This window comes from Sphingomonas sorbitolis (assembly GCF_036663875.1).
In the GTDB taxonomy this organism is placed as follows: domain Bacteria; phylum Pseudomonadota; class Alphaproteobacteria; order Sphingomonadales; family Sphingomonadaceae; genus Sphingomonas.
This window is the reverse complement of record NZ_JAXOJS010000002.1, coordinates 741506-768116: the sequence shown is the minus strand read 5'-3', so window position 1 is coordinate 768116 and position 26611 is coordinate 741506. Positions and strand designations below refer to the sequence as shown.

The following is a 26611-nucleotide window of genomic DNA, read 5'->3' as shown; positions in this document are numbered from 1 at the left end:
CCATTGACTGACGTCGCCGTAACAACGTGTGAGACTGGGTTCAACCGCCAGATTAGCAATTATGCGGTAATTTTTGTAAAAACGTACATGGAGAGACACGACTACATCGCGAAGCCGCCGACAATTTGCTTTAGATTAAAGTATGTCGCGGACCGATCAATTTAACGATCGGCCAGCTCGGGAATGCCCGCACCCACTAGGCGACAGCCTCGGCAGACCGTATCCGACGTGCACATCAGTCAAAAAAAGAGGGTTCCATGACCGCATCTCGCACCAAGACCATTTTCGCACGTCTCCTTGCGGGTTCGGTCGTGATCGGCGTCGTGGCGGCATCGCCCGCCATCGCACAGACGACAAACAACGCGCCCGGCGCCGCGGCGGCGCGAACCGAAGCGCCGAAAGCGCGGCCATGGATGAACACTGCGCTGAGCGCCGATGCACGCGTCGATCTACTCCTCAAGGAGATGACGCTCGACGAGAAGCTGCAACTCACCTTCGGCTATTTCGCGACCAATGCCGACTGGCTGAAGACGCCGGTAAAGAACTGGGTCTATCCGAAGGACGGCCTGCCCGCGTCCGCCGGGATCGTGCCGGGTATCCCGCGGCTCGGCATCCCGAACCAGTGGCAGACCGATGCCGGCGTCGGCGTCGCCAGCCAGCGCGGGCCGACGCCGCGCCTGCGCACCTCGCTGCCATCGGGGATCGCGACCGCGGCAACCTGGAACCCCGAGGTCGCACAGGCCGGCGGTGCGATGATCGGCCGGGAGGCGTTCCTGTCGGGCTTCAACGTGCAACTCGCGGGCGGGATGAATCTGACGCGCGAGCCACGCAACGGCCGCAACTTCGAATATGGCGGTGAAGATCCGTTGCTGGCGGGTGTGATCACCGGCCACGAGATCAAGGGCATCCAGTCGCAGCACGTTGTCTCGACGATGAAGCACTACGCCTTCAACGGTCAGGAGACGAACCGCAACAACATCGATCACAAGATCGGCGAACAGGCTGCGCGCCAGTCCGATCTGCTCGCGTTCGAGATCGCCAATGAGGTCGGTCAGCCCGGCTCGGTGATGTGTTCGTACAACCGCGTAAACGGCCATTACGCGTGCGAGAACGACTGGCTCTTGAACAAAGTCCTTAAGCGCGACTGGGGCTTCAAGGGCTATGTCATGTCCGATTGGGGCGCGACGCATTCGACCAGCGAGGCGGCCAATGCCGGGCTCGACCAGCAGTCGGGCTGGGCGTTCGATCGCTCGGCGTATTTCGCGGATGCGCTGCGCGAGGCTGTCAACAACGGCCATGTCAGCGAAGCGCGCGCGACCGACATGGCGCGCCGCGTGCTCTGGGGAATGTTTTCCGTGGGGGCGTTCGACACCGTCGTGAACGGCGATCAGGCGACCAAGATCGACTATTCCGCGCATGCCGCGGTGACGCGCGCGGATGCCGAGGAGGGCATCGTCCTTCTCAAGAACACCGCCGGGCTGCTGCCGATCGCGAAGACGGCGAAGTCGATCCTGCTGATCGGTGCGCATGCCGATGTCGGGGTGCTGTCGGGCGGTGGATCGAGCCAGGTCTATTCGCATAATGCGCCGACCAACGGCCTGGTCGTGCCGGATGAATTCCCAAGCGGTTTCCCCGGTCCCAAGACCTATCACGCGTCGTCGCCGATGAAGGCGTTGCAGGCACGCACCGGCGCGACCGTGACGTATCTCGACGGCAAGGACGTTAAGGCGGCCGCCGCGGCGGCGCGGAAGGCGGACGTCGTCGTGGTGTTCGGCGAGCAGTGGACGGGCGAGTCGTTCGACGTGCCCGACCTGAACCTGCCCGATGGCCAGAACGCGCTGATCGATGCGGTCGCGCGCGCGAATGCGAAGACGGTGGTCGTACTCGAAACCGGCGGTCCGGTGGTGATGCCGTGGCTCGGCAAGGTCGGCGCGGTGCTGGAAGCGTGGTATCCGGGCACGGCGGGCGGCGAGGCGATCGCGCGCGTGCTGACCGGCGAGGTCAATCCGTCGGGCCACCTGCCTGCGACCTTCCCGGCGTCGCTCGCACAGATCCCGCGGCCCAAGCTGGAGGGCGATCCCAAGCTCGACCGCGATTCGCATCCGATGGGGAACTACGACATCGAGGGCGCGGCGGTCGGCTATAAGTGGTTCGACAAGACCGGTGCCAAGCCGCTGTTCCCGTTCGGTTATGGGCTTTCCTATACCAACTTCGCGATGACCGGCCTGACCGCGTCCTCCGAGGGCAGGGGTATCAAGGCGGACTTCACGGTCCAGAACACCGGCGCGGTACAGGGCAAGGCAGTCGCGCAGGTCTATGTGTCGGGCGCGGGCTGGGAAGCCCCCAAGCGGCTCGGCGCGTTCAGCAAGGTCGATCTCGCACCCGGCAAGGGTCAGACGATCTCGGTGACGATCGACCCGCGCCTGCTTGCGACGTTCGATGTCGCCAGCGGCGGGTGGAAGATCGCCGGCGGCGACTACAAGGTAATGCTGGCGACCTCCGCTGCGGACATCGTCCAGACCGCAACGGTTCGTGTGGCCGCGCAGACGCTCGACGCGAGCGGCAAGTAAGCGTTATCTGAATGTTGGGGGTGCGGTGTTAAACGCCGCCCCCCATCAGCGGAGCCGGCGCGGGTCGACCACGACATATTTGATGTGCTTGCGATCGTAAGTGTAGGTGATCCGGACCAGCCCGTCGCGAGTCTGGATCACCGCGGGATAGGCATAGCCGTCGGGCAGTGGCTTGCTTTCCAGCGTCAGCACCGGATGCCAGCGTACGCCATCGTCCGACAGCGCGAGGTTGAGCGGCCAGCGCGGTCCGTCGCCGGGGCGGTCGGGCCAATGACCGCTGTGATTGTACACGATCAGCTGTCGCCCATCGCGCAACGTCACCGCATCGGTGCCGGCGTTCGGATTGGGAAGGTCGATCGCGGCGAGCGGCGACCAGGTCCGGCCGGTATCCTTCGACCAACTCATGGCGAGCGCACCCTGGCGCGTGCGGGCGATCAGTTCGAGCCGGCCATCGGGATAGGACAGCACGCTGGGCTGGATCGCCTCGATATGCATCGGCGAGGGGATCGGTGGCTCGACCGTCCAATGCGCGCCGCGATCGGTGCTGCGTTCCATGCGGAGCGACCAGCGATTGGCCTCCGCGGTGCCTTCTTCGCGGCTCGATGGTGCAAGCCAGCTCCCGTCGCGCAGCACGACGGGCTTGTTCTTGATCGGTCCCAGGACGCCGTCGGGCAGGCGCTCCGGCTTGCTCCAGCTACGGCCGTTGTCGGTCGAGCGGATCATCATCCCCCACCAATCACGCGGGTTCGGCCCGACCTTGTAGAACAGGCGGAGGTCGCCCGGGGCAGGCTGGAACAGTACTGGGTTCCAAGTCGGAAGATGGCGACCATCGGCGCCGATACCCGCCGCCACCGGTTCGGGCGCACTCCATCCGCCGTCCCCGCGGCTGCTGCTACGCGATGTCCAGATGCGGACGTCGGTATTGCCTTCGCCCGATCCGGCGAACCAGGCCGCCATCAAGGTGCCGTCGGCGAGCTGCACAATCGTCGACGCGTGCGCCTGTGGATAGGGGGCGTGCGCGTCGATCAGTTCGGCCGTCAGGATGGCATCCGACGCTGACGGCCGCGGGGCATTGCCGGGAGCGCCAGCCCCCGACAGCATCGCGGCCAGCCCGATGATCGCCACCTTCATGGCGACTTACGCCCGCCCGCGTATCGCCGCGATCCGTTCGTCGACGCGGCGTTCCAGGATCGTCAGCGGCATGGCGCCTTCCTTCAGGATGTCGTGAAACTGCTTCAGGTCAAACCGGTCGCCCAGTGCCGCCTTCGCCTTCACCCGAGCCCGCGTCCACGCCATGTGCCCGACCTTGTAGCTGCACGCCTGCCCCGCCTGCGTGCAGTACCGCTCCACCTCGCGCAGCGTCCTTGGCCGCGCAAAGCCGGTCGTCGCGACCATGTAATCGGTAGCCTTCTCGCGGCTCCACTGCTTCGCGTGAATGCCGGTATCGACCACCAGTCGCGTCGCGCGGAACAGGAACGATTGGAGATACCCTGCGCGCTCCAGCGGCGATGCATACGCCCCCAGTTCATCGGCCAGCTGCTCAGCATACAGCGCCCAGCCTTCCGAATAGGCCGAGAAGAAGCCGATTTTCCGCAGCGTCGGAATGTCCTTCGACTCCTGCGCGAGGCTGATCTGGAGGTGATGTCCCGGCACGCCCTCGTGATAGGTGAGCGACGGCAGCGTGTATTTCGGCCAGTCGCCGACGTCCTTCAGATTGACGAAGTAGATCGCCGGACGGCTGCCATCGAGCGAGGCGCGGTTGTAATAGCCGTTCGCCGCGCCGTCCTGGATCTCGACCGGTACGCTGCGGATTTCGAGCGGCTGCGTTGGCACCTCCGAAAAGGCCTGGGGCAGCTTGGCGTACATCGCCTTGATACCGTCGTTCAGCCCGGCGATCAGCTCGGTGCGCCCCTCCGCCGTGTTCGCATAGAGCTGGTCCGGCATCACGTTCAGCTTGGCGAGCCGCTCGCCGACCGTCCCCGTCGCATAGCCCTGCGACTTGAGGATGGTGTCGAGCTGGGCGGTGATCTCGGCGACCTGTGCCAGGCCGATCCGGTGGACCTCGTCGGGGCTCATCGTCGTGGTTGTCGCCTGGTTCAGCGCCATCGCGTAGATCGCGTCGCCGTTCGGCACGCGCCAGATTCCGTCGCCTGGCTTGGTCGTCGGCTTTAGTCGCTCGATCAGCGCGATCTGGCGATCGAGTGCGGGATAGACTTTCTCGTCGACGATCTTAGCGGCGCGTGCTTGCCAGTCGCCGGTAAGACCCTTGGCGGCGGCGCGCTTGACGAGCGACTGGACGATGCTCGACGTCGGCGCCGGCTGGCCGCGCAACTTCCGCATCTGGCCGAGCGTCAGGTCGAGCGACCAACCGGGTGCGAGCAGCCCGCGCGCTGCCTCCGCCTGCTGCATCGCGCTTTCCTGGTCGAGCACCGTGCCGAACTGGTCGAGCCGCGACAGGTACGCTTCGGCATCGGGCGTCGCGGCGATCGTGTGCGCAGTGTTGAGGAAGTCGGGCACCTGGAAATAGGCGCCGCCCTGCTGGAAGATCCGGTAGGGGCGGATCGGGCTGTCCATGCCGAATTTCTCGGGCGCGGCGATCTGCGTGTTCAGCGAATACCGCACCACTTCGAGGTTCAGCTTGGCCGCTGGCGACAGGCCGACGCCGTCATAGCGCGCGAGGCTGGCGAGCGCAGCCTTCGTCTCGGCGACATCACGCGCGCGCTTGTCGGGTGTCCGCGGCGAAAGCTGGCTCTTGAGCCCGGCGAACGGTCCCTTGTCGAGACCCAGCGAGGTCGCGAGTTCAGGCGACCGCGCCACGCTACGCTGGAAAATCCGTTCGAAGTCCGCGTTGAGCGCAGTATCGCTGCCCGACTGCGCAAAAGCCGAAGACGGCAGCAGGGTGGTGGCAAGCGCGGCGACGCCTCCCGATGCGAGGAACTGGCGACGATCCATGACGAATTCTCCCGTGAACTTTCGCGCATCTAAGCCGATCGGCGCACGGACCGCCAGAGCCGGAGGGGGCGGAAAATCGGACGCGCGTTTCGCGGGACGGCGCATGCCCCGGAACCAGACCAACGATCGTCGGTTAGACCTGCGAGCCCGGCGGTGTCCTTACCCCCCCCCCCCGAAGGACCCGTCGGGTTTAGTATGCGTGATAGAGGTTGAAGTGCAAAACGAGACAGCCAAACGTCCAGCCGGCGCCCGATTGCAGGATGTCGGCGAAACGCTGCGCTCGTCTTGGCAGACCCCGACCGACACGATGATTACCGATGACATCCCCACGCTGCTGACCCGCTTGTCGCGCGTGCCCAAGGTTCGCCGAAAAGCCGAGTAGAGGCGGGCAGGTGGCCTGACCCGGATCCTGTCGAGGATCCGGGGAAAGCTTGGCTCAGTGCGCCGCGTCCGTCTTTGCCGCGTCTGTCTTCATCGCCTCGATCAGCTTCTTGACCTCCTGGCTGCGGCCGCGCGGCATGATCAGGACGTCGTTGCCGCTTGCTACGACGATCAGATCTTCGACCCCGACGAGCGACACGCGGATCCCGTCGCTTCGCACGAAGCACTGCTTGGTATCGATCGCCAGTACGTTGCCGCCGCCTTCGCTGCGATGCGCGTTGCCGGCCTCGTCGAGGTCGCTGATCGCGTGCAGGGCGTCCCAGCTGCCGACGTCGTTCCAGCCCATCGCAACCGGTACGACGGCAACGCGCTCGGCCTTCTCCATGACGGCATAATCGATCGAATCGTCAGGCGACGCCGCGAACGCCGTCGCATCGGGATAGATCCGGGTGCCTTCGGTGCGTGCCTTGTCCATCGCTTCCCGGGTGGCGATCAGGATACCCGGATCGAATTGAGCGAGCGCTTCGAGATAGGCATCCGCCTGGAACAGGAACATGCCGCCGTTCCAGGCATGATCACCACTGGCGAGCATCGACTGAGCCTTGTCGAGCGGCGGCTTTTCGACGAACCGCGCGACGCGGTGAACGCCTGGCTGGAGTTCGTCGCCGATCTGAATCCAGCCATAGCCGATCTCGGGCGAGTCCGGTGCGATACCGAAAGTGACGAGCCAGCCCTGCGACACCAGCGGCATCGCCGCCTCGATCGCTGCATGGAATGCGGCGACGTCGTTGATGACGTGGTCGGACGGCATCACGAGCAGCGCGTTACCGCCGCCGCCGGCTGCGATCGCCGCCAAGGCGATCGCCGGCGCGGTGTTGCGACCGGCGGGTTCGAGAATCAGCGCCTGGGGCATAGCGCCCGCATCGGCAAGTTGCTGCTCGACCAGATCGGCGTGACGCGCATTGGCCACCACGATCGGCGCCGCATAGCGTTCGCCTTGGGTGCGGCCCGCGGTGAGTTGCAGCATCGTTTCGTTTGCCGTCAGTGCCAGCATCTGCTTGGGCATCTCTGGGCGCGACATCGGCCACAGGCGTGTGCCGGAACCGCCTGAAAGTATCACGGGAACGATCGTACGTACGGTCATGGAGCCTCCTGCCGGTCGCGCTATAGTGCCGGCGTTAGCTTCGCAATCGTCAAGTGGCCCAAGCGGTTGCAGGGTCTTCAGCCTTTTTTTGGGAATTGCTGCCAAGCTTTGTCCAGCGTCGGCAGATTTTACAGATAGGCGTCGGGAACAACGGACCATGATACGGCTCTTCAAGCACTATGTACCCCATGTGGTCCTGATGCTCGGTCTGGTCGATCTGGTGCTGCTCATCACGTCCGCGGAGATCGGCTGGGTCGTCCGCGCGCACCAGATCGGTATGCAGGTCGAGCCGATCCAGACCCGTATCGGGCAGTTGCTTACTTTTGCATTCGCCTTGCAGGTGTCGCTGGTGGCAGTCGGCGCGTACGGCGTGGCGTCGTTCCTGTCGCTGCGCTTTGCCGCCGCGCGGCTCGCGGTGGCGCTGTCGATCGGCGTGATGTTCTTGTCGTTGATCTTCTTCCTGGTACCGCCGCTTGCGCTGTGGCGCTCCAATCTTCTCTATTCGACCGTCATCGCGACGGTGTTGCTCGTCACGGTTCGCGCGCTGCTCGGCAAGACGCTGGGTGGCGAAACGTTCAAGCGGCGCATCGTCGTGTTGGGCGCGGGGGTGCGTGCCGCCCAGATCCTGAGCCTGTCGGGACAGCCCGGGGTAAACTTCATCGTCGCCAAGTTCGTCTTGATGGGAGAGACCGAGCCGGTCGTCCAGGGAGCGCTGCCGCGTGGCGATATTCCCAATCTGGCGGCTTATATCGTCGATCAGAATGCGAGTGAGGTCGTGCTCGCACTCGACGAACGCCGCAATGCGCTGCCTATGAAGGATTTGCTCCGCGTCCGTACCACGGGCGTGCAGGTCAGCGAGATATCGAGCTTCCTCGAACGCGAGACGGGGCGGATCGACCTCAAGAGCGTGAACCCGTCCTGGTTGATCTTCTCCGACGGGTTTGCCTCGAGCCGGATGCTGTCGAGCGTCTTCAAGCGGGCGTTCGACATCATCGCCGGCGGGCTGCTGCTGGCGATCACCTTGCCGATCATCCTGGTCACTGCGGTCGCGATCAAGCTCGAGTCGAAAGGGCCGGCCTTCTACCGTCAGCGTCGCGTCGGCCTCTACAGCGAGGGGTTCGATATCCTGAAGCTGCGATCGATGCGGCAGGATGCCGAGGTGTCGGGCAAGGCAGTGTGGGCGGCGGAGGACGATCCCCGGATCACGCGGATCGGTCGGTTCATCCGGAAAGTCCGGATCGACGAACTGCCGCAGACCTGGACCGTGCTCAAGGGCGAGATGAGCTTCGTCGGCCCGCGCCCCGAACGGCCGCAGTTCGTCGAACAGCTCGAGGAGCAACTCCCCTATTATGCCGAGCGGCACATGGTGAAGCCCGGCATTACCGGCTGGGCACAGATCAACTATCCCTATGGCGCATCGATCGAAGACGCCCGGCACAAGCTCGAATACGACCTCTATTACGCAAAGAATTATTCGCCGTTTCTCGACCTGCTGATCCTGTTGCAGACGCTGCGCGTCGTACTGTGGCCGGCGGGGGCACGATGAGCGTCGTGATGTCCCAGGCATGATCACCACGTTAATCCTGTGGAGTTACGCGCTGGCCGCTCTGCTGTTCGGTGCGCTGGCGCTGACCCAGGTCCGGCAGCCGAGCGGGCAATGGCCGCATGCCGCGTTCGTCGTTGCGCTCGCGACGACGAGCCTTTGGGCGCTTGCGGTCGCCGGGATCGACACGCGCGATGTCGCGACACGGATCGTCGCAAGCGCGCGCGACATCGCATGGCTCGGCTTCATGCTCGCGCTCGTCCGGCGCGATCGCGCCGGCAATTATGCGCTCGGCGCGGTGTATTTCGTGGTGATGGCGCTTGCCGGAACCGCGGCGATGCTCGCGGTTGCCGTGCGGATGGAGCTGGACGCCGAGGCGCTGACGGCGGTCGAGTCGGCCCGTGTCGTGTTTCGAATGATGAGCGCGGTCAGCGGTCTGGTGCTGGTCCACCATCTGTACCAGGCGGCACCTCCGTCGAGGGGCGGCATTCGTCTTGTCGTGCTCGCGCTCGCAGCGATGTGGGGCGTCGACCTGCTCGTGTCTGCGGGCGTGTATTTTGACATGCGGTGGATGCCCGCGGCGATCGTCGTGCGCGGCATCGTCATGACCGGCGTCGCGGCGTTGCTGGTGGTCGGCGTACACCGCAGCGGCGACTGGACGCTCGCCTTGTCGCGGCCGATCACGGTGCGTGCGTTGTCGACGGTGGCGTTGATCCTGTACGCCGGCCTGACCGCGCTCGCGACCAGCATCGCCGCCAGCTATGCCGGTCCCTATGTCCGCGTCGCCCAGACCGCGATCGTCTTCGGTGCGACCGCCGGCGCGTTGGCTATGCTCTCGACTCCTTGGCTGCGGGCCTGGACCAAGGTGAAGGTCGCCAAGCATCTCTTTCGTCATCGCTATGATTACCGCGCGGAATGGCAACGCTTTACCGACACGCTGGGGAAGCCAGCGGCCGGTGCCGATACGCTGCACGCGCGTGTCGTAAAGTCGATCGCCGACCTGACCGACTCGCCGGGTGGCCTGTTGCTGGTGGCCGACGGCATATCGCTAGGGCCGGAGGCCATGTGGAACTGGGACTGTGCCGCCACCGGTCCGCAGGATGACACGCTGGCCCGGTTCCTCGCCAGGGACGCCCGGATCATCGAACTGGATCGTGTCCGCGCAGGTACCGCACCGGCCGAAGACATGGCCAGCGTCCCCGGCTGGCTTCAGGAATGCCCGGATGCATGGGCGATCGTCCCGCTGATCCATGGCGGCGCGCTGGTGGGGGCGATCGTGCTCGCGCGACCACCCGTCGACAGGGCGCTCGACTGGGAAGATTTCGACTTGCTCCGGGTCGCCGGGCGGCAGGCGGCAAGCTATCTGGCCGAGGGCCGGGCGCATGCCGCACTCGCTGATGCGGCGCGGTTCGACGAATTCAACCGGCGCTTCGCGTTTATCCTGCACGACATCAAGAACCTCGTCAGCCAGCTGACGCTGGTCGCGCGCAATGCCGAGCGCCATGCCGACAATCCCGAGTTTCGCGTCGACATGGTTGCCACCCTCAAGGACTCTTCAGACCGCATGAACGTGTTGCTCGCTCGTCTCTCGCAGCATGGCCCGGTCCGCGGAGAGCCGCTTCAGCCGCTCGACGTCGCGGCGATCGTCGAGCGCGTCGCAGCCAGCCGACGTGGCCAGCACCCGATCGCCGCGCGCGCCGCGTCGGTTTTCGCGCTCGGTCACGCCGCGCGTCTCGAACAGGTGCTTGGTCATCTCGTCCAGAATGCGATCGAGGCGAGCGATGCCGATGCGCCCATCCTGCTGTCGGTCGAGACGGTCGGCGACCGGGTCGCGGTCGACGTGATCGATCATGGCAGCGGAATGGCACCAGGCTTTGTGCGCGACCAGCTGTTCCGCCCGTTCGTGTCCTCGAAACCGACAGGATTCGGTATCGGTGCGTTCGAGGCACGCCAGCTGGTGCATGCGATGGGCGGCGCGCTCGACGTCACCAGTCGCGAAGGTGAGGGGACCCGGTTCCGCGTCCTGCTTCCTGCGGTCGCCTCGCTGGAGGCGGCGGCATGAGCGGCGGCACGAGCGAGGGGCCGCGTCGGGTCCTGCTGATCGTTGAGGACGATGTTGGGCTTCAGCGTCAGCTTCGCTGGGCGTATGAAGGGTATGAGATCGTTGTCGCCAGCGATCGGACACAGGCGCTGGATGCGATCCGCGCGCATGAGCCCGCCGTCGTCACACTCGACCTGGGCTTACCGCCCGACCCGGACGGCGTCACCGAAGGGTTCGCCACGCTGCGCGACATCCTCGCCATCAAGCCCGATACCAAGGTGATCGTCGCCTCTGGCCACGGCGCGCGTGAAAGCGCGTTGCAGGCGATTGCCGACGGAGCCTGGGATTTCTACGCCAAGCCGATCGATATCGATGCGCTGGGCATGATCGTCAGTCGCGCGTTTCACGTCCACGCGCTGGAGGCCGAAAACCGACGCCTCGCGGCACGGATCGACGCAGGCGGGTTCGGTGGCCTTATCAGCGCGTCGCCCGAGATGGCGGCGGTCACGCGTACGCTGGAGCGGGTCGCCCCCGCCAACGTCTCGGTGATGCTGCTCGGTGCGAGTGGTACCGGCAAGGAACTGCTCGCGCGCGGACTCCACGACGCCTCGCCGCGATCGCGCGGCAATTTCGTCGCGATCAACTGTGCGGCGATTCCCGAGACGTTGCTCGAAAGCGAGTTGTTCGGTCACGAAAAAGGCGCGTTCACCGGCGCCGTGAAGACGACCGAAGGCAAGATCGAACAGGCAGCCGGTGGCACGCTGTTCCTCGACGAGATCGGCGACGTACCGCTCGCGCTTCAGGTGAAGCTGTTGCGGTTTCTTCAGGAGCGCGTGATCGAACGCGTCGGCGGACGCAAGGCGATCCCGGTCGACACCCGGATCGTCTGCGCGACGCACCAGAATGTCGACGCGATGGTCGCCGATGGGCGGTTCCGCGAGGACCTGTATTACCGCCTCGCGGAGATCGTCGTGCGGATCCCGGCGCTGACCGATCGGACCGGCGACGCGGTATTGCTCGCGCGCCACTTCGTCACGCGCTACGCCACGTCGATGAACCCCGTCGTCACCGGCCTTGCTCCCGACGCGCGCGCTGCGATCGATGGCTGGGGGTGGCCGGGCAACGTCCGCGAACTGGAGAACCGGATCAAGCGTGCGGTCATCATGGCGGACGGCAAGCTGATCACCGCGACCGACCTCGATCTCGACGGCAAGGCGGAGGACGCGTCCATGCTCAATCTGCGCGCCGCGCGCGAGCTCGCCGATCGCAAGGCGATCCGCCAGGCGCTCGCGCGCTCGGATGGCAATATCGCGGGCGCATCGCGGTTGCTCGGGATCAGCCGACCGACGCTGTACGATCTGCTGAAAAGCTACGATCTCCATGCCTGAGGCGACCTATCCGATGCTGCGACGGCGCCGGCGGCGGCGGTTCAGGATGCCGATCGCGCTGTCCGCTGTGCTGTCCGGCAATCGTCCGCGGCTGCTCGCGATCTGCGTGTTGTGTCTGATGGTGGTGGCGGTCGGCGTCGGGTTGGCGATGCGCTCGCCGCGGCCCGATGCGCGCCGGTCGCTTGCCGATAGCCTGACGACGTTGGAGGCCGGGAATTACAGCGCGGCGCGGACCAATGCGCAAGCGGCCGTCGCCGCGATGCCTACGCTGGGAATCGCTCATGCCGTGCTGGCGCGCGCCTATCTCGAACTCGGCGACGGGCTTGCAGCCGAAGCCGAGCTCGCACGAGCGGTCAATGCCGGGCTGTCCGCGGATCGGCTGCATCAGCTTCTGGCGCATGCACGCCTGTTGCAGGGCGACCCGGAAGGCGCGATCGACGAAGCCGCAGCGGCGCAGCCTCGCTACGCTGCCTATGCTCAACGTATCCAGGCGCGCGCGCTTGCGTCGCAGGGCAAGCTGGCCGACGCACGCACGATCCTGAAGACGCTGCTCGACGGCGCGCCGGATGACTCAGCGGCATGGACCGATCTCGGCCGTATCCGGCTGACTGCCGGCGATATCGGCGATGCATCGATCGCTGCGGCACGCGCGGTGGCGCTGGCGCCGCGCGAGCCCTCCGCACTGACGCTGCAGGGCGAGGTGATCCGTGACCGCTACGGGTTGGTGGCGGCGCTGCCGTGGTTCGAAGCAGCGCTCAAGCGTGATGCCTATTACCATCCGGCGCTGATCGAATATGCCGCGACGTTGGGCGACGTCGGACGCAACGCCGACATGCTGGTCGCTACGCGGCGCGCATTGCAGGCCCGACCGGGTAGCCCTCAGGCGCTGTATCTCCAGGCGGTGCTCGCCGCGCGGGCAGGGCGAATCGACCTGGCCCGTGCGCTGCTTCGCCGCACGGGGGGAGCGATTAGTGGCCTGCCGGGCGCGTTGCTGCTTTCGGCGAACCTTGATCATGCGCAGGGCAAGTTCGAACAGGCCGCGACCACCTGGCGCCAACTGATGACCGAACAGCCGCTCAACATCGTCGCCCGACGCTTGCTGGGCGCGGCTCTGCTGCGTTCCGGCGATCCGCGTGGCGCGCTCGACGTGCTGCGACCGATCGGATTGCGCCGCGACGCCGACAGCTACACGCTCATGTTGATCGCGCGCGCCGGCGAAGCCACCGGCGACCGGGTTATGGCCGCCCAATTCCTCGATCGCGCCGCGACCGGCCCCGCCGCACCTGCCGCTGCGTTTGCGACGGACGATTCGCTTGGCGCATTGATGGCCGGGGCCGATACCGCGATCGACGACCCGACCTATGTTCTTGGCGTGATCCGCGGCCAACTCGCCAGTGGCGATACCGCAGGCGCGATCGCGCGTGCGCGTACGCTGGTAGCGGCGGGGCCGGGGGCACCGGCCGCGCAGCTGGCACTCGGCGACTCGCTGGTCGCGGCGGGGCGTTTTGGCGAGGCCGCCGGCACCTATGCACGTGCAGCGGACCTCGCGTTCGACGAGCCGACCATGCTCAGGCTGGTCGATGCCCTAGGCCGTGCTGGTCGCGGCGAGGATGCCGCGGCATCACTCGCTTTGTATTTGTCGCAGAACCCTCAGAGCGTGGCCGGACAGCGGCTGCTAGGCCATTGGCAGGTTGCGTCGGGCGATTGGGGGCGGGCGATCGAGACGTTGGAAGGCCTCCGCCGCCGTGTCGGCAACCGCGATGGCGGCGTGCTTGTCGATCTTGCGCTGGCTTATGCGGGAAGCGACGATGGTGCGATCGCGGTCCGCTACGGCCGCGCGGCCTATGCCTTGATGCCGATGAATGCCGCTGCCGCCGATGCCTATGGTATCGCGCTGGCGGCGAACGGCGATACCGCGGGCGCTCGGCAGTTGCTGGTCAAGGCGACCCGGCTCGCACCGGACGATGGCGCGATTGCAGGACATCTCCGCCAGCTCGGCTGAAGGCCCGTTCAGTCGGTGCCTTTCCGCCTGAATGCCCAGCCTCGCTGGATGCTTGTTCAACCGGCTGCAAGCCGCCAAGAGCGGGCTATGACCGACCCACTGGACCGCATCGCCGCCGCGCTGGAGCGGCTTTCGCCGCCGCCGCCGCCGCCGGCCGATCCCCATATTCATCCCGCCTATGTCTGGTGTAGCGGATCACTGATTCCGGTCCGCCGCTTCGCGCCGCTTGCGCTCGACATGCTGATCGGCGTCGATCGTCAGAAGGCCGCGCTGATCGCGAACCTGCGTCATCTGGCGACTGGCTATGCTGCGCAGGACGTGTTGCTGTGGGGTGCCCGCGGCACGGGCAAGTCGGCGCTGGTGAAGAGCGCGGTCGCAGCAGTGCAGGGGGAAGCACGGGATGTAACATCGCCTGGTGATCTCGCGCTGGTCGAGGTGTCGGACCTGAGCGGGCTACCGGCATTGTTCGATGCGTTGGCGCGGGTCGATCGCGCCTTCGTGGTGTTCATCGACGATCTGGGGATCAATGTGCCGGCCGATGCGCGCGCGCTGCGATCGATCCTGGAGGGTGGGGCGGAGCCGAGGCCCGCCAACGTTCGGTTGGTCGTCACCGCAAACCGTCGACATCTCGCGCCGCGTGACATTGCCGAACAGGAAAGCGCGATCAATCCGCGCGATTCGGCGGACGATCACATGGCCTTGGCAGACCGTTTCGGTCTCAGCCTGGGCTTTCACGCGTTGGATCAGGATGGGTATCTTGCGATCGTTGCGGCCTATGCCAGAGCAAACGATCTGAAGTTCGAACCCACCGATGCAATTTCGTGGGCAACACGCCGCGGGAGCCGTTCGGGCCGCGTAGCGTGGCAGTTCATCGTCGATCTCGCGGGCCGGGCCGGTAAGCCACTCTAGCCGCGAAACGAGTGGGCCGACGCGTTTCACGTCGGCCCGAAACGCTTAGTTGCTGTCCGAATCGTCGTTGTTATCGTCCTTGACGATAGCAATCACGCCGATGGCTGCAACGCCAGCTGCGATCAGGATCGCGAAGATGCCGCCGCCGCCAGCGAGGTCGCTCTTGTCAGCCGAAACCGAACCGGCGCGGACCGTCGATGCAGGAGCAGCCGACGCTGCAACCGAGGTGGTCATCATTGCGACAGCAAGTGCGCTGCCGGTAAGGGCCTTGAGCTTCATAAACATCTCCACAATAAACGAACCGAACTGCCGCAACGCAGCAATTGCAAGCTGGTTCCACTATTTATCAAAGGCATAAAAGTCCAGCTAAATCTAGTTTAAGACGTGCCTTCAACCATTTCTGCAAGCTCGAGCCAGCGTAGCTCGGCCGACTCCTTCTCCGCCCGCGCGGTTTCGATCGCCTTGGTCAGTCTCGCGAACGTCGCATTATCGCGCATGTACAGGTCGGGCTTGGCGAGTTTAGCTGCATCGGCCGCCATCTGCGCGTCGAGTTCCTCGATTCGTTTGGGCAGCAATTCGTAGTCGCGCTGATCCTTGTACGTCAGTTTCGCGCGGGGCGCGGCAGCCGGCGGTGCAGTGGCGGCGACCTTCTTCGACGCGCGCTTGCCGGTCGTCGTCGACGCGCGACGCTTCTCCCAATCCTCGTACCCGCCCGCGACGACATCGACCGTCCCCGAGCCATCGAGCCCGAGCGTGATCGTCACGGTCCGGTCGAGAAAGTCGCGATCATGGCTGACGATCAGCACGGTGCCATCGTAATCGCCGATTACCTCCTGCAACAGGTCGAGCGTCTCGAGATCGAGATCGTTGGTCGGCTCGTCGAGCACCAGCAGGTTCGACGGCTTGGCGAATTCGCGCGCCAGCAACAGCCGCGAGCGCTCGCCACCTGACAGCGAGCCGATCTTCGCGTCGACCATGTTCGGGTCGAACAGGAAGTCCTTCAGATAGCCGTGGATATGTTTCCGCACGCCGAGCACGTCGATCCATTCGCCGCCGTCGACGACGACTTCGCGGACCGTCTTCTCGGGCGCCATCAGGCTGCGCTGCTGGTCGATCACGACAGCATCCAGGGTCTGTGCCAGCTTGATCGAGCCGCTGTCGGGCTGGATCTCGCCGGTGAGCAGCTTCAGCAGCGTCGACTTGCCCGCGCCGTTGCGGCCGACGATGCCGATGCGGTCGCCTCGGGTCACACGAAGCGTCAGGTCGCTGATGATCGTGCGGTCGCCATAGGTCTTGGTGACGTTCTTGGCGTCGATCACGACCTTAGTCTTAGAGTCGTCGCTGCTGGTCGTCAGGTTCGCCGACCCCTGCGGCCCGATCATCGACGCACGTTCGGCGCGCATCTCGTGCAGCTTGGTCAGGCGGCCCTGGTTGCGCTTGCGACGGCCGGTGACGCCGCGCAGCAGCCAATGCTCCTCCAGCTTGAGCCGCGCGTCGAGCTTCTCGGCCTGGCGCTGTTCCTCGGCATAGACCTGCTCGGTCCACGCCTCGAACCCGCCGAAACCGACCTCCGCGCGGCGGATCGCGCCGCGATCGAGCCACAGCGTCTGCTTGGTCAGGCGTGTCAGGAAGGTTCGGTCATGGCTGATGACTACGAACGCGCCGCGGAAGCGCTTGAGCCACTCCTCGATCCACTCGATCGCGCCGATGTCGAGATGGTTGGTCGGCTCGTCGAGCAGCAGCACGTCGGGGTCCTGCGACAACGCGCGGACGATCGCCGCGCGGCGCCGCTCGCCACCCGACGCCGACGCCGCCTCGCGCGAGAGGTCGATGCCGAGCTGGTCGGCGATCGAATCCGCTTCGTAATTCACCGGCGCGTCGTCGCCCGCCATCACGTAATCGCGCAACGTCGCGAAGCCGCGCAGGTCGGGCTCCTGCTCGAGGATCACGACGCGCGTGCCGGGGACGATCACTCGGCGGCCCTCGTCGGCGATGACGCTGCCGCCGAGCAGTTTGAGCAAGGTCGTCTTGCCGGCGCCGTTGCGGCCGATCAGCGCGAGCCGGTCGCGCGGGCCGATGTGGATGTCGAGGTTGCGAAAGAGCCATCCCGAGCCCTGGACGAGTCCGAGGCCTTCGAATGCTAAGATTGGTGCTGCCATGTTCGCGCCACGTAGGGGCGCCAAGTGATGCAGGCAAGTTACACCGTCGTGGTAACCTGCGTCAGGACCATGCGCCGCCTCATTCACAGGCTGTTCAATGCGCAGGCCCTATGCCACGGCGATGAAGATGTTGCTTTTCCTTGCGACCTTGGCCGCGGCGCCTTTGCTGATGGGTGCGGCACCCCTGTTGGCGGGCGAGCCTCCGCAACGCCGCAGCGACCAGATGTCGGCGTTGGAGGCGCGCAGGACCGGAGCGCCGTCTTTGCGCGAGATCGAGTCGCGCGTGATCCCGACGATGAGGGGCGCGCAGTATCTCGGCTCGGACTATGATTCGGGCAGCGCCATTTACACGCTGAAATTCCTGCGCGATGGAACCGTCATCTGGGTCGACGTCGATGGCCGCACCGGCCAGATCGTCGGCCGCACGGGTCGCTGAAAACTCCAATCGAGAGGATAATCATGCGCGTTCTGATCGTCGAGGACGAGCCGAATCTTGGCCAGCAATTGAAGAATACCCTTGAGGGGGCCGGCTATGCGATCGATCTCGCGGTCGATGGCGAGGAGGGGCATTTCCTCGGTTCGACCGAGAATTACGACGCGGTCGTGCTCGACCTCGGCCTGCCCGAGATTGACGGGCTGACCGTGCTCGACCGCTGGCGGAAAGAGGGCAAGACGATGCCCGTACTGGTGCTGACCGCGCGCGACAGCTGGTCCGACAAGGTCGCGGGGCTCGATGCGGGCGCGGACGACTATGTGGCGAAACCTTTCCAGAGCGAGGAGCTGATCGCGCGTCTGCGGGCGCTGATCCGTCGCGCGAGCGGCAACGCCTCGTCCGAGCTGACCGCGGGCGATATCCGCCTCGACACGCGCAGCGGCAAGGTCACGCGCGCTGGTGAGCCGGTGAAGCTGACCGCGCAGGAGTACAAGCTGCTGAGTTATTTGCTCCATCACAAGGGCAAGGTCGTCAGCCGTACCGAGCTGATCGAGCATATCTACGACCAGGATTTCGATCGCGATTCGAACACGATCGAGGTGTTCGTCACGCGGATTCGCAAGAAGCTCGGCCAGGACGTGATCACGACGATCCGCGGCCTTGGCTACAGCCTCGAAGATCCGGACGCCTGATCGGTCCGGTTATGGACAGCGCGTCGATACCTGCCCCCCCAACCGCCGACACGCCGCTCCGCGTGCCGGCGGCGGTGAAGGGGTCGCTGTCGCGGCGGATGATCCTGATCGCGGCGGTGTGGATCGGCGTGCTGCTCAGTGGCGGCGGGTTCGCGCTTGACCGCGTGCTGTCGGCGGCGGTGACGCGCAATTTCGACGACCAGCTCGAATACGTCCTCCGCTCGCTGCTGAACTCGTCCGAAATCGGTCCTGAGGGCGAGGTGATTTTCACCCGCGAAGCCGTCGCCGACCAGCGATTCCTCGAGCCCTATTCCGGGCTGTATTATCAGGTGTCGGCCAAGGAGCAGGACGACCTGCTGTCACGCTCGCTGTGGGATCGGAAATTGGCGTTCGGCAGCACGCATGACGACCGCACCGCGCATTTCTACGATAGCGCGCAGTTCCCCGACGAGAAGCTGCGGATCGTCGAGCGCGATGCGGTGATCCCCGGCTCCAAGGTGCATTGGCGGTTCCAGGTCGCGCAGAGCCGCGACGGGCTCGATGCGCAGATCACGACGTTGCGTCGGACGCTCGTCCGCAGCTTCGCGCTGCTCGCGCTCGGGCTGATCGTGATGGCGGCGCTGCAGACCTTCTATGGGCTGTGGCCGCTGCGACGGGTGCGCGAGGAGATTGCCCGGATGCGTGCGGGCCAGTCGAACCGGGTGTCGAGCGCGATGCCGGTCGAGGTCGCGCCGATGGTCGAGGAACTGAACGCGCTGATCGAGCATAACGAGCGCCAGGCGGAGGAAGCGCGGCGTCACGCCGGCAACCTCGCGCATGCGCTTAAGACACCGCTGACGGTGATCATGAACGCCGCCACCGCGCAGTCCGACGATCTCGCCGACACGGTGATCCGCGAGGCGCGGACGATGCGGCGGCAGGTCGACCATCATCTCGCGCGCGCGCGCGCGGTTGGGCGGCGCGGGTCTGCGCATAGCCGTGCGGACGTGTGGCCGAGCCTCGAATCGGTCGAGCGCGCGGTTGGGCGGCTGTATCGGCATGTCCGGATCGACGTGACGGGGCCGCGCGGGCTTCAGGTCCATGTCGAGCGGCAGGATCTCGACGAGATGCTCGGCAATTTGATCGAGAACGCGGCGAAATACGGTGGTGGCAGCGTGTTCGTGACGGTCGGCGCACAGTCGGGCTTCGTCGAGTTCCTGGTCGAGGACGACGGCGTCGGGATTCCCGAAGAGGAGCGCGTGCGTATCTTCGATCGCGGCGTGCGGCTGGATACGGGCAAGCCTGGGACGGGGCTTGGGCTGGCGATCGTTCGCGATGTGGCGGAGATCTACGAGGGGACCGTCGCGCTCGAAGAGAGCGAAGACCTTGGTGGATTGCTGGTACGGCTTCGGTTGCCCGCGGCGAACTGACCCTGCTTCGATCCTCCCCGGCAAGGGGAGGTGGCAGCCCGAAGGACTGACGGAGGGGTATCGCGCTATCGAGAGGGTTTCACCCCTCCGTCTGGCTGCGCCAGCCACCTCCCCTTGCAGGGGAGGATCACGTTACCCCCGCGAGCGCGCCTGGCGGTACGTTCCCAACACGCGGAGCCATTTCGAGTGGAACCCGAGTTCCTCCAGCGCATGGTCGAGGTTCGTGTCCCCCGGCTTGCCGACCACATCCGCGTAGAACTCGGTCGCGGAAAAGCTGCCGTTGCGCTGGTAACTCTCCAGCTTGGTGATGTTGACGCCGTTGGTCGCGAACCCGCCGACCGCCTTGTAGAGCGCGGCGGGAACGTTCTTCACCTCAAAGATCAGCGTCGTCATCCACTCAGCCCCGACCGGCTCCTGCGCCGCCGGCGGCTTGCCGCCGCGTGCAAGAACCACGAACCGGGTCGTGTTGTGATCCGCATCGGCGATGTCGGTCGCGAGCAGCTCCAGCCCGTACAGCCCGGCTGCGGCAGGTGGCGCGAGTGCCGCGATCGCAGGATCGGCGAGTTCGGCGACCTTCGCCGCAGCGCCCGCAGTGTCGGGATAGCTCACCGGCTCGATCCCGTGCGCCTTCAGCCAATGCCGGCACTGGCCGAGCGCCTGCGGATGACTCATCGCCTGGCGGATGCCGTCTCGCGGGCCGGCGCCCATCAACGCATGGCGGATCGGCAGGAAATGCTCGCCGGTAATCACCAGCCCCGATTCGGGCAGCAGGAAATGGATGTCCGCCACGCGGCCGTGCAACGAATTCTCGATCGGGATGATCGCGCAGTCGGCGCGACCGTCCTTCACCGCATCGATCGCGTCGGAGAAATCGAAGCAGGGCAGGGGCAGGCCGTCTGGGAACGCCTCGACCGCCGCGACATGGCTGTTGGCGCCCGGCGCACCCTGGAACGCGACCGCACGCGTCGGGTCTGCGGCGGCGGCCTCAGTCATCCGCGCGACGATCGGGCGGGCGGGTACGGCGAAGTTTTCCATGAGCCGGGCGCCTAGAGAGCCGAGGGGCCATGTTCAAGCGCGGCTTGCGGTGCGCGCCCGCGTTTTCTATGGCTGTCCCAAATAGAACAGGGGCGGACGCGCAATATGGACAATCGGACCAATACGATCGCCGGCTGGGTGCTCGCAGGGTGTGGCGCGGCACTGGGTCTGTCGATCGTCGGGGGCATGATGTTCCACGGCGAGCGCCCCGAGAAGATGGGCTATGCGATCGAGGGCGTCGTCGCCGAGGGCGGCGAAGGTGCCGCCGTCGAAGTGCCGATCGCGTCGCTGCTGCCGACCGCCGATGCCGCCAAGGGTGCGGAAGTGTTCAAGAAGTGCGCCGCCTGCCACACGATCAACCAGGGTGGCGCGAATGGCGTCGGCCCGAACCTGTACGGCACGGTCGGCGAGGAAATCGCCAAGGGCAAGGGCGGGTACGCCTTCTCCGCGGCGCTGGCGGGCGTCGGCGGCAAGTGGGACTTCGACAAGCTCAACGCGTGGCTGACCAGCCCGCGGAAGTTCGCGAACGGCACGAAAATGACGTTCGCTGGCCTGGGCAATGCGCAGGACCGAGCGAATGTGATCCTGTATCTTAACCAGCAGGGTTCGAACCTGCCGCTCCCCGCGGCGCCTGCGGCTGGCGCAGCGCCGGCGGCCAAGGATGCGGCGGCGAAGGATCAGCCGGCGACCGCGAATGCGGCGGAAGCCGCGGCGACCGAAGGTGCGCCGACCGCCGACATCGCCAACACCGGTACGCCAGCGTCTGGTGCGCCGTCGGTCGATCCAGAAGCAGCGCGCAAGGGCGCCCGCTCGGAGAAGTAATCGCTACTAGCAGGGATGATTGGCAAGGCTTGATCCTCCCCCTTGATGGGGAAGTTCCACGTTCAGGGTCGCCGTCGACGTTCCGATCCCGCTTCATTCCGTCATCCCGGCGGACGCCGGGACCCACGGTTGCGGTCAGCATCATAAGCGGACGCTCCGTGTCCATGGGTCCCGGCGTGCGCCGGGATGACGGAGAGGGTGGTAGAGGGGAACGGAGGAAAAGGTCAGGCCTCAGCCGCTTCCTTCTCCGCCCGCTCGCGATAGAACGACTGCACCGCGTCCCAGGCCTCGTCCGCGGTCTCGACATAGCGGAAGATCCCCAGGTCCTTCTCGCTGACGACGCCTTCCTCGACCAGCGCGTCGAAGTTCACGACCCGCTCCCAGAACTGACGCCCAAACAGCAGCACCGGGATAGGCTGGATCTTGCCCGTCTGGATCAGCGTCAGCAGCTCGAACAGTTCGTCGAACGTCCCGAACCCACCCGGAAACGCGGCAAGCGCGCGCGCATGCAGGAGGAAGTGCATCTTCCTGAGCGCGAAATAGTGGAACTGCACTGACAGCGACGGCGTCACGTACGGGTTCGGTGCCTGCTCGTGCGGCAGGACGATGTTGAGCCCGATCGACTCGGCACCGACGTCGTCGGCACCACGGTTCGCTGCTTCCATGATCGACGGGCCGCCGCCCGAGCACACCACGAACTGCCGCCAGCCACGCTCGTCACGCGGCAGCACGCTGACCTTCGCCGCCAGCTCACGCGCGACGTCGTAATATTTCGACTTCTCGACCAAGCGCTCGGCGATCTTCTTGGACTTCTCATCGGTCGCCAGCGCCAGCAACGCCTGCGCTTTCGAAGGCTCGGGGATGCGCGCCGACCCATAGAACACGAACGTCGAACCTATCTTCGCCTCGTCGAGGACGAGTTCGGTCTTCAGCAGTTCGAGCTGGAACCGCACCGGCCGCAGGTCTTCGCGCAACAGGAAATCCATATCCTGGAAGGCGAGACGGTAATGCGGGTGCTGCGTCTGCGGGGTGGAAACGGAGTCGCGGGCGGACTCGGCATCCTGGCTGGCGTTCGGAAAAACGCGCGTCGGTACTCGTGTATCTGTCATTCAGGCGCGATTAGAGGAAACGGGAGAGCAGGGCTAGACCGAGTCACCCCAAGCCCCGTCCTCTAAGCAGCCGTCATCCCAGCGAAAGCTGGGATCCAGGGTTACGGACCGCGACGCTCTTGGCTCTGGATCCTGGGTCGAGCCCAGGATGACGGCTGGGTGCGGGTCAACGGCAGAAACCCGCGCGATCATCTTCGAGATGGAGGTGGTTGCGGTGCGCGGCGTTGTAGTCGGGGCTGAGCACCGTCCCGAACCGCTTGCACGCCGACGCGCGGATTGTCTGGAGGAATTGCCGGACCTGCGGATCGGGGGAGTTCCAGTCGTTCAGCACGGTGATTCGCCGCCCGTCCTTCAGCACGAACCCGCCGATATCGATCGCGTTGGCGATCGCATGGCCGGAGCGCCGGTTTGCGTTGCGCGCCGAGCCGACGATGTTGCGGCACGAATAGCTCCCCATGCTGTCGATCCGCGCGAGTTCGCTGCCGAGCATCTGGTACGCGGCGGGCGCGACCGCGTTGCGCGTCCAGCCGATGAACGCGCGCGCCGCGCCGCAGCGGACCGCGGTGAGGTTGGCGACGGGGACGCCGATATCGACGAGCTTTACGGTGCCGGCGAGCCCGCAACCGGGGCCGGTCTCGCGGTCGGGCAGGACCTGGAACGACACGTGCAACTGGCGCAGGTCGGCGAGGCACTGCGCGGTTTCGCGATTGCTCGGGACGGACAGGTTGGGGCGGGTTTGAGTAGGGGCAGTGGGACGATCGGCACGTCCGCAGGCGGCAAGCAGAAGGGTGACGATAACGGAATAAAATACGCGATACATGGGCGTATAATCCTCGCCTTGGCCATGATTGTCACCCTTTCCCCGTTCGTGCTGAGCGAAGTCGAAGCATCTCGCCGCAGGGACGGGACCCTTCGACTTCGCTCAGGGCGAACGGCGGGGAGAAGAGTTGACACCCCCGCGAACGCCGTTAGGGCCGGCGACGGGCCACGCGGTCCCAACGCCGCGCGTGCTCTCTGTGAGGAGAGATACATGACTGATACGACCTACGCACCCGCTACAGATGCGCCTGCGCTGCCCGCTACGAAGCCGGCACGTCCCTTTTTCAGCTCCGGTCCCTGCGCGAAACCTCCGGGTTGGTCCGCGGACAAGCTCGCCACCGACTCGCTCGGTAGGTCGCATCGCTCGAAGATCGGCAAGACCCGCCTCCAGTACAGCATCGACCTGATGCGCGAACTGTTGAAGCTCCCGACCACGCACCGCATCGGCATCGTGCCCGGCTCCGACACCGGCGCGTACGAGATGGCAATGTGGACGTTGCTCGGCGCGAAGCCGGTGACCGCGCTCGCCTGGGAAAGCTTTGGCGAAGGCTGGGTCACCGATGCCGTGAAGCAGCTCAAGATCGATCCGACCGTGATCCGCGCCGATTACGGCCAGCTGCCTGATCTGGACGCGGTCGACTGGTCGAACGACGTGCTGTTCACCTGGAACGGCACCACCAGCGGTGTGCGTGTGCCGAACGCGGACTGGATCCCGGACGATCGCGAGGGTCTCTCGTTCGCCGATGCGACGTCGGGCGTGTTCGCGTACGACATCGACTGGGCGAAGATCGATGTGGCCACCTTCTCGTGGCAGAAGGTGCTCGGCGGCGAGGGCGCGCACGGCGTGCTGATCCTCGGACCGCGTGCGGTCGAGCGGCTGGAGACCTACACGCCGGCATGGCCGTTGCCGAAGGTGTTCCGCCTCGTCTCGAAGGGCAAGCTGACCGAAGGCGTGTTCAAGGGCGAGACGATCAATACGCCGTCGATGCTGGCGGTCGAGGACGCGATCTTCAGCCTCGAATGGGCGAAGTCGCTCGGCGAGGACGGGCTGATCAAGCGCTCGGACGCGAACGCGGCGGCTTTGGACAAGATCGTGGCGGAGCGCGATTGGCTTGGCCATCTCGCCGCCGATCCGGCGACGCGGTCGAAGACCAGCGTGTGCCTGACGGTCGAGGGTGCGGACGAGGCGCTGATCAAGGCGATGGCTTCAGCGCTCGAAAAGGCTGGCGCGGCGTACGACGTGGCGGGCTACCGCGACGCGCCTCCGGGGCTCCGTATCTGGTGCGGCGCGACCGTCGACACCGCCGATATCGAAGCGCTCGGCCCCTGGCTCGACTGGGCCTACGCGACCGCCAAGGCGGCCTAACTAGCTACCGCGTCTTTTACGTCCTTCTTCCAACAACCACCCCCATTCCGTCATCCCGGCGCACGCCGGGACCCATGGACACGGAGCATTCGCTCATGAAGCGAACCGCTACCGTGGGTCCCGGCTTCCGCCGGGATGACGGGAGGGGGTGAGGATCGGATCGGAAGGCGGCATCCAATTCCCCCGAAATTCCCAGGAGCAATCCCATGCCTAAAGTCCTCATTTCCGACAAAATGGATCCCCGTGCGGCGCAGATCTTCCGCGAGCGCGGCGTCGAGGTCGACGAGATCACCGGCAAGACACCCGCCGAACTGATGGCGATCATCGGCGAGTATGACGGCCTCGCGATCCGCAGCTCGACCAAGGTCACCAAGGAAATCCTCGAGCACGCCACCAACCTCAAGGTCGTCGGCCGCGCCGGGATCGGCGTCGACAACGTCGACATCCCCGCCGCCTCAGCGAAGGGCGTGGTCGTCATGAACACCCCGTTCGGCAACTCGATCACCACCGCCGAGCACGCGATCGCGCTGATGTTCGCGCTCGCCCGCCAGCTGCCCGAGGCCGACGCCTCGACCCAGGCCGGCAAGTGGGAGAAGAACCGCTTCATGGGCGTCGAGCTGACGTCGAAGACGCTCGGCCTGATCGGTGCGGGCAATATCGGTTCGATCGTCGCGGACCGCGCGCGCGGTCTGAAAATGAAGGTCGTCGCGTTCGATCCATTCCTGACGCCCGAGCGCGCGATCGAGATCGGCGTCGAGAAGGTCACGCTCGACGAACTGCTCGCGCGCGCCGACTTCATCACGCTGCATACGCCGCTGACCGACCAGACTCGCAACATCCTCTCGGCCGAGGCGCTCGCCAAGACCAAGAAGGGCGTGCGGATCATCAACTGCGCGCGCGGCGGCCTGATCGACGAGGTCGCGCTGAAGGCGGCGCTCGATTCGGGCCAGGTCGGCGGCGCCGCGCTCGACGTGTTCGTCGAGGAGCCTGCCAAGGCATCGCCGTTGTTCAACACGCCGAACTTCGTCAGCACGCCGCATCTCGGCGCGTCGACGACCGAGGCGCAGGTCAACGTCGCGATCCAGGTCGCCGAGCAGATGGCCGATTTCCTGATGTCGGGCGGCGTTACGAATGCGCTCAACATGCCGTCGCTGTCGGCGGAGGAGGCGCCCAAGCTGAAGCCATACATGGCGCTCGCGGAGAAGCTGGGGTCGCTGGTCGGTCAGCTGACGACCGGCGCTGTGTCGCGGATTTCGGTGCACACCGAAGGCGCGGCGGCGGATCTGAACGCGAAGCCGATCGTAAGCGCGGTGCTGGCGGGCTATCTCCAGACGCAGACGGCGACCGTCAACATGGTCAACGCACCGGTGCTGGCGCGCGAGCGTGGCCTGGAAGTCCGCGAAGTCCGCACCGAGCGTGAGGCGGACTACCACACGCTGCTGCGCGTCGCGGTGAAGACCGAGGACGGCGAGCGTTCGGTTGCGGGCACGCTGTTCGGCGATTCGGCACCACGTCTGGTCGAGCTGCTTGGGATCAAGATCGAGGCCGATCTGGCTGGGCCGATGCTGTATGTCGTCAACGAGGATGCGCCGGGGTTCATCGGTCGTTTGGGGACTGCGCTTGGCGAGGCTGGGGTGAATATCGGGACGTTCCATCTCGGGCGTAGGTCAGCCGGTGGCGAGGCGGTGCTTCTCCTCTCGGTCGACGAAGCCGTGACCCCCGACCTCCTGACCAAGGTCCGCGCACTTCCCGGCGTGAAGACCGCAATGGGCCTCAACTTCTAACAAGACTCCCTCTCCCCTTGGGGAGAGGGTAGGGGAGAGGGGCAGTACCAAGA

21 protein-coding genes are annotated in these 26611 nt (G+C 65.8%); 13 read left to right on the top strand and 8 right to left on the bottom strand.

Annotation, left to right across the window (positions count from 1 at the left end; genetic code table 11):
* The first annotated feature begins 257 nt into the window (after positions 1–257).
* Positions 258–2570: a glycoside hydrolase family 3 C-terminal domain-containing protein gene (locus U1763_RS08800; RefSeq protein WP_332754894.1), complete on the top strand. Its 2313-nt coding sequence runs from the start codon at positions 258–260 to the stop codon at positions 2568–2570.
* Between the two features lie 45 nt (positions 2571–2615).
* Here U1763_RS08800 and U1763_RS08795 read toward each other — a convergent pair whose 3' ends face one another.
* Together U1763_RS08795 and U1763_RS08790 are read right to left on the bottom strand one after the other, a co-directional pair.
* Complete coding sequence (locus U1763_RS08795; protein ID WP_332754893.1) at positions 2616–3701, bottom strand: sialidase family protein; 1086 nt, start codon at positions 3699–3701, stop codon at positions 2616–2618.
* A gap of 6 nt (positions 3702–3707) precedes the next feature.
* Positions 3708–5522: a DUF885 domain-containing protein gene (locus tag U1763_RS08790; protein ID WP_332754892.1), complete on the bottom strand. Its 1815-nt coding sequence runs from the start codon at positions 5520–5522 to the stop codon at positions 3708–3710.
* Between the two features lie 214 nt (positions 5523–5736).
* On the opposite strand from U1763_RS08790, the gene U1763_RS08785 reads away from it, so the two are divergent.
* Entirely contained in the window at positions 5737–5904 is a 168-nt protein-coding gene (locus U1763_RS08785; protein WP_332754891.1) for a hypothetical protein, read from the top strand.
* 54 nt (positions 5905–5958) lie between these two features.
* Here the strand turns inward: U1763_RS08785 and U1763_RS08780 are convergent, their stop codons facing one another.
* Positions 5959–7047, bottom strand: coding sequence for a mannose-1-phosphate guanylyltransferase/mannose-6-phosphate isomerase (locus U1763_RS08780; protein ID WP_277983058.1), 1089 nt, complete (start codon positions 7045–7047; stop codon positions 5959–5961).
* A 157-nt stretch (positions 7048–7204) separates the two neighbouring features.
* Between U1763_RS08780 and U1763_RS08775 the strand changes: the two genes are divergently transcribed.
* The 5 genes from U1763_RS08775 (at position 7205) to U1763_RS08755 (ending at position 14930) form a co-directional block, all read left to right on the top strand.
* Positions 7205–8593, top strand: a complete 1389-nt coding sequence (locus U1763_RS08775) for a TIGR03013 family XrtA/PEP-CTERM system glycosyltransferase (RefSeq protein ID WP_132736501.1) — start codon at positions 7205–7207, stop codon at positions 8591–8593.
* Between the two features lie 19 nt (positions 8594–8612).
* On the top strand, positions 8613–10652 hold the full coding sequence (gene prsK, locus U1763_RS08770; protein ID WP_332754890.1) for an XrtA/PEP-CTERM system histidine kinase PrsK: 2040 nt from the start codon (positions 8613–8615) through the stop codon (positions 10650–10652).
* Entirely contained in the window at positions 10649–12019 is a 1371-nt protein-coding gene (prsR, locus tag U1763_RS08765) for a PEP-CTERM-box response regulator transcription factor (protein WP_332754889.1), read from the top strand. The genes prsK and prsR overlap by 4 nt, the downstream gene beginning before the upstream one ends.
* Entirely contained in the window at positions 12012–14021 is a 2010-nt protein-coding gene (locus U1763_RS08760) for a tetratricopeptide repeat protein (protein ID WP_332754888.1), read from the top strand. Before prsR ends, U1763_RS08760 begins: the two co-directional genes overlap by 8 nt.
* An 87-nt stretch (positions 14022–14108) precedes the next feature.
* On the top strand, positions 14109–14930 hold the full coding sequence (locus U1763_RS08755; RefSeq protein WP_332754887.1) for an ATP-binding protein: 822 nt from the start codon (positions 14109–14111) through the stop codon (positions 14928–14930).
* Positions 14931–14975: 45 nt separating this feature from the next.
* On the opposite strand, the gene U1763_RS08750 is transcribed toward U1763_RS08755, so the two are convergent.
* Together U1763_RS08750 and U1763_RS08745 are read right to left on the bottom strand one after the other, a co-directional pair.
* Entirely contained in the window at positions 14976–15245 is a 270-nt protein-coding gene (locus U1763_RS08750; protein ID WP_243643246.1) for a hypothetical protein, read from the bottom strand.
* A gap of 62 nt (positions 15246–15307) precedes the next feature.
* Positions 15308–17089, bottom strand: a complete 1782-nt coding sequence (locus U1763_RS08745; protein ID WP_332754886.1) for an ABC-F family ATP-binding cassette domain-containing protein — start codon at positions 17087–17089, stop codon at positions 15308–15310.
* 121 nt (positions 17090–17210) lie between these two features.
* Here U1763_RS08745 and U1763_RS08740 point away from each other — a divergent pair, with 121 nt between their 5' ends.
* From U1763_RS08740 to U1763_RS08730, 3 genes are all read left to right on the top strand, one after another.
* Positions 17211–17525 (top strand): hypothetical protein, encoded by a 315-nt coding sequence (locus U1763_RS08740; protein ID WP_332754885.1) that lies wholly within the window; start codon positions 17211–17213, stop codon positions 17523–17525.
* Positions 17526–17548: 23 nt separating this feature from the next.
* A complete protein-coding gene (locus U1763_RS08735) occupies positions 17549–18214 on the top strand; it encodes a response regulator transcription factor (protein WP_056061146.1) in 666 nt (221 codons plus the stop codon).
* Positions 18215–18312: 98 nt separating this feature from the next.
* Positions 18313–19623, top strand: coding sequence for a sensor histidine kinase (locus U1763_RS08730; RefSeq protein WP_332754984.1), 1311 nt, complete (start codon positions 18313–18315; stop codon positions 19621–19623).
* Between the two features lie 132 nt (positions 19624–19755).
* Here U1763_RS08730 and U1763_RS08725 read toward each other — a convergent pair whose 3' ends face one another.
* Entirely contained in the window at positions 19756–20658 is a 903-nt protein-coding gene (locus tag U1763_RS08725) for a prephenate dehydratase (RefSeq protein WP_332754884.1), read from the bottom strand.
* A 105-nt stretch (positions 20659–20763) separates the two neighbouring features.
* On the opposite strand from U1763_RS08725, the gene U1763_RS08720 reads away from it, so the two are divergent.
* Positions 20764–21480 (top strand): c-type cytochrome, encoded by a 717-nt coding sequence (locus U1763_RS08720; RefSeq protein ID WP_332754883.1) that lies wholly within the window; start codon positions 20764–20766, stop codon positions 21478–21480.
* 224 nt (positions 21481–21704) lie between these two features.
* Here U1763_RS08720 and U1763_RS08715 read toward each other — a convergent pair whose 3' ends face one another.
* The gene (locus tag U1763_RS08715) at positions 21705–22589 is read right to left on the bottom strand and encodes an LOG family protein (RefSeq protein ID WP_332754882.1); all 885 of its coding nucleotides are present in this window, start codon (positions 22587–22589) and stop codon (positions 21705–21707) included.
* A 166-nt stretch (positions 22590–22755) separates the two neighbouring features.
* Positions 22756–23409 carry an extensin family protein gene (locus U1763_RS08710; protein ID WP_332754881.1) on the bottom strand — a complete coding sequence of 218 codons (654 nt, stop codon included), beginning with the start codon at positions 23407–23409 and terminating at the stop codon, positions 22756–22758.
* Positions 23410–23619: 210 nt separating this feature from the next.
* Between U1763_RS08710 and U1763_RS08705 the strand changes: the two genes are divergently transcribed.
* Both U1763_RS08705 and serA read left to right on the top strand, forming a co-directional pair.
* Entirely contained in the window at positions 23620–24774 is a 1155-nt protein-coding gene (locus U1763_RS08705; protein ID WP_332754880.1) for a phosphoserine transaminase, read from the top strand.
* A 206-nt stretch (positions 24775–24980) separates the two neighbouring features.
* Positions 24981–26558, top strand: coding sequence for a phosphoglycerate dehydrogenase (gene serA / locus U1763_RS08700; protein ID WP_332754879.1), 1578 nt, complete (start codon positions 24981–24983; stop codon positions 26556–26558).
* The last annotated feature ends 53 nt before the right edge of the window (positions 26559–26611 follow it).

Excerpts from the sequence above, each read along its gene's own strand:
- U1763_RS08715 (WP_332754882.1), bottom strand. The coding sequence starts at position 22,589 with ATGACAGATACACGAGTACCGACGCGCGTTTTTCCGAACGCCAGCCAG.
- U1763_RS08725 (WP_332754884.1), bottom strand. The coding sequence starts at position 20,658 with ATGGAAAACTTCGCCGTACCCGCCCGCCCGATCGTCGCGCGGATGACT.
- serA (WP_332754879.1), top strand. The coding sequence starts at position 24,981 with ATGCCTAAAGTCCTCATTTCCGACAAAATGGATCCCCGTGCGGCGCAG.
- U1763_RS08710 (WP_332754881.1), bottom strand. The coding sequence starts at position 23,409 with ATGTATCGCGTATTTTATTCCGTTATCGTCACCCTTCTGCTTGCCGCC.
- U1763_RS08705 (WP_332754880.1), top strand. The coding sequence starts at position 23,620 with ATGACTGATACGACCTACGCACCCGCTACAGATGCGCCTGCGCTGCCC.
- U1763_RS08720 (WP_332754883.1), top strand. The coding sequence starts at position 20,764 with ATGGACAATCGGACCAATACGATCGCCGGCTGGGTGCTCGCAGGGTGT.
- U1763_RS08760 (WP_332754888.1), top strand. The coding sequence starts at position 12,012 with ATGCCTGAGGCGACCTATCCGATGCTGCGACGGCGCCGGCGGCGGCGG.
- U1763_RS08740 (WP_332754885.1), top strand. The coding sequence starts at position 17,211 with ATGAAGATGTTGCTTTTCCTTGCGACCTTGGCCGCGGCGCCTTTGCTG.
- U1763_RS08800 (WP_332754894.1), top strand. The coding sequence starts at position 258 with ATGACCGCATCTCGCACCAAGACCATTTTCGCACGTCTCCTTGCGGGT.
- U1763_RS08795 (WP_332754893.1), bottom strand. The coding sequence starts at position 3,701 with ATGAAGGTGGCGATCATCGGGCTGGCCGCGATGCTGTCGGGGGCTGGC.
- U1763_RS08730 (WP_332754984.1), top strand. The coding sequence starts at position 18,313 with ATGATCCTGATCGCGGCGGTGTGGATCGGCGTGCTGCTCAGTGGCGGC.
- U1763_RS08780 (WP_277983058.1), bottom strand. The coding sequence starts at position 7,047 with ATGACCGTACGTACGATCGTTCCCGTGATACTTTCAGGCGGTTCCGGC.
- U1763_RS08775 (WP_132736501.1), top strand. The coding sequence starts at position 7,205 with ATGATACGGCTCTTCAAGCACTATGTACCCCATGTGGTCCTGATGCTC.
- U1763_RS08790 (WP_332754892.1), bottom strand. The coding sequence starts at position 5,522 with ATGGATCGTCGCCAGTTCCTCGCATCGGGAGGCGTCGCCGCGCTTGCC.
- prsR (WP_332754889.1), top strand. The coding sequence starts at position 10,649 with ATGAGCGGCGGCACGAGCGAGGGGCCGCGTCGGGTCCTGCTGATCGTT.
- prsK (WP_332754890.1), top strand. The coding sequence starts at position 8,613 with ATGATCACCACGTTAATCCTGTGGAGTTACGCGCTGGCCGCTCTGCTG.
- U1763_RS08745 (WP_332754886.1), bottom strand. The coding sequence starts at position 17,089 with ATGGCAGCACCAATCTTAGCATTCGAAGGCCTCGGACTCGTCCAGGGC.
- U1763_RS08735 (WP_056061146.1), top strand. The coding sequence starts at position 17,549 with ATGCGCGTTCTGATCGTCGAGGACGAGCCGAATCTTGGCCAGCAATTG.
- U1763_RS08755 (WP_332754887.1), top strand. The coding sequence starts at position 14,109 with ATGACCGACCCACTGGACCGCATCGCCGCCGCGCTGGAGCGGCTTTCG.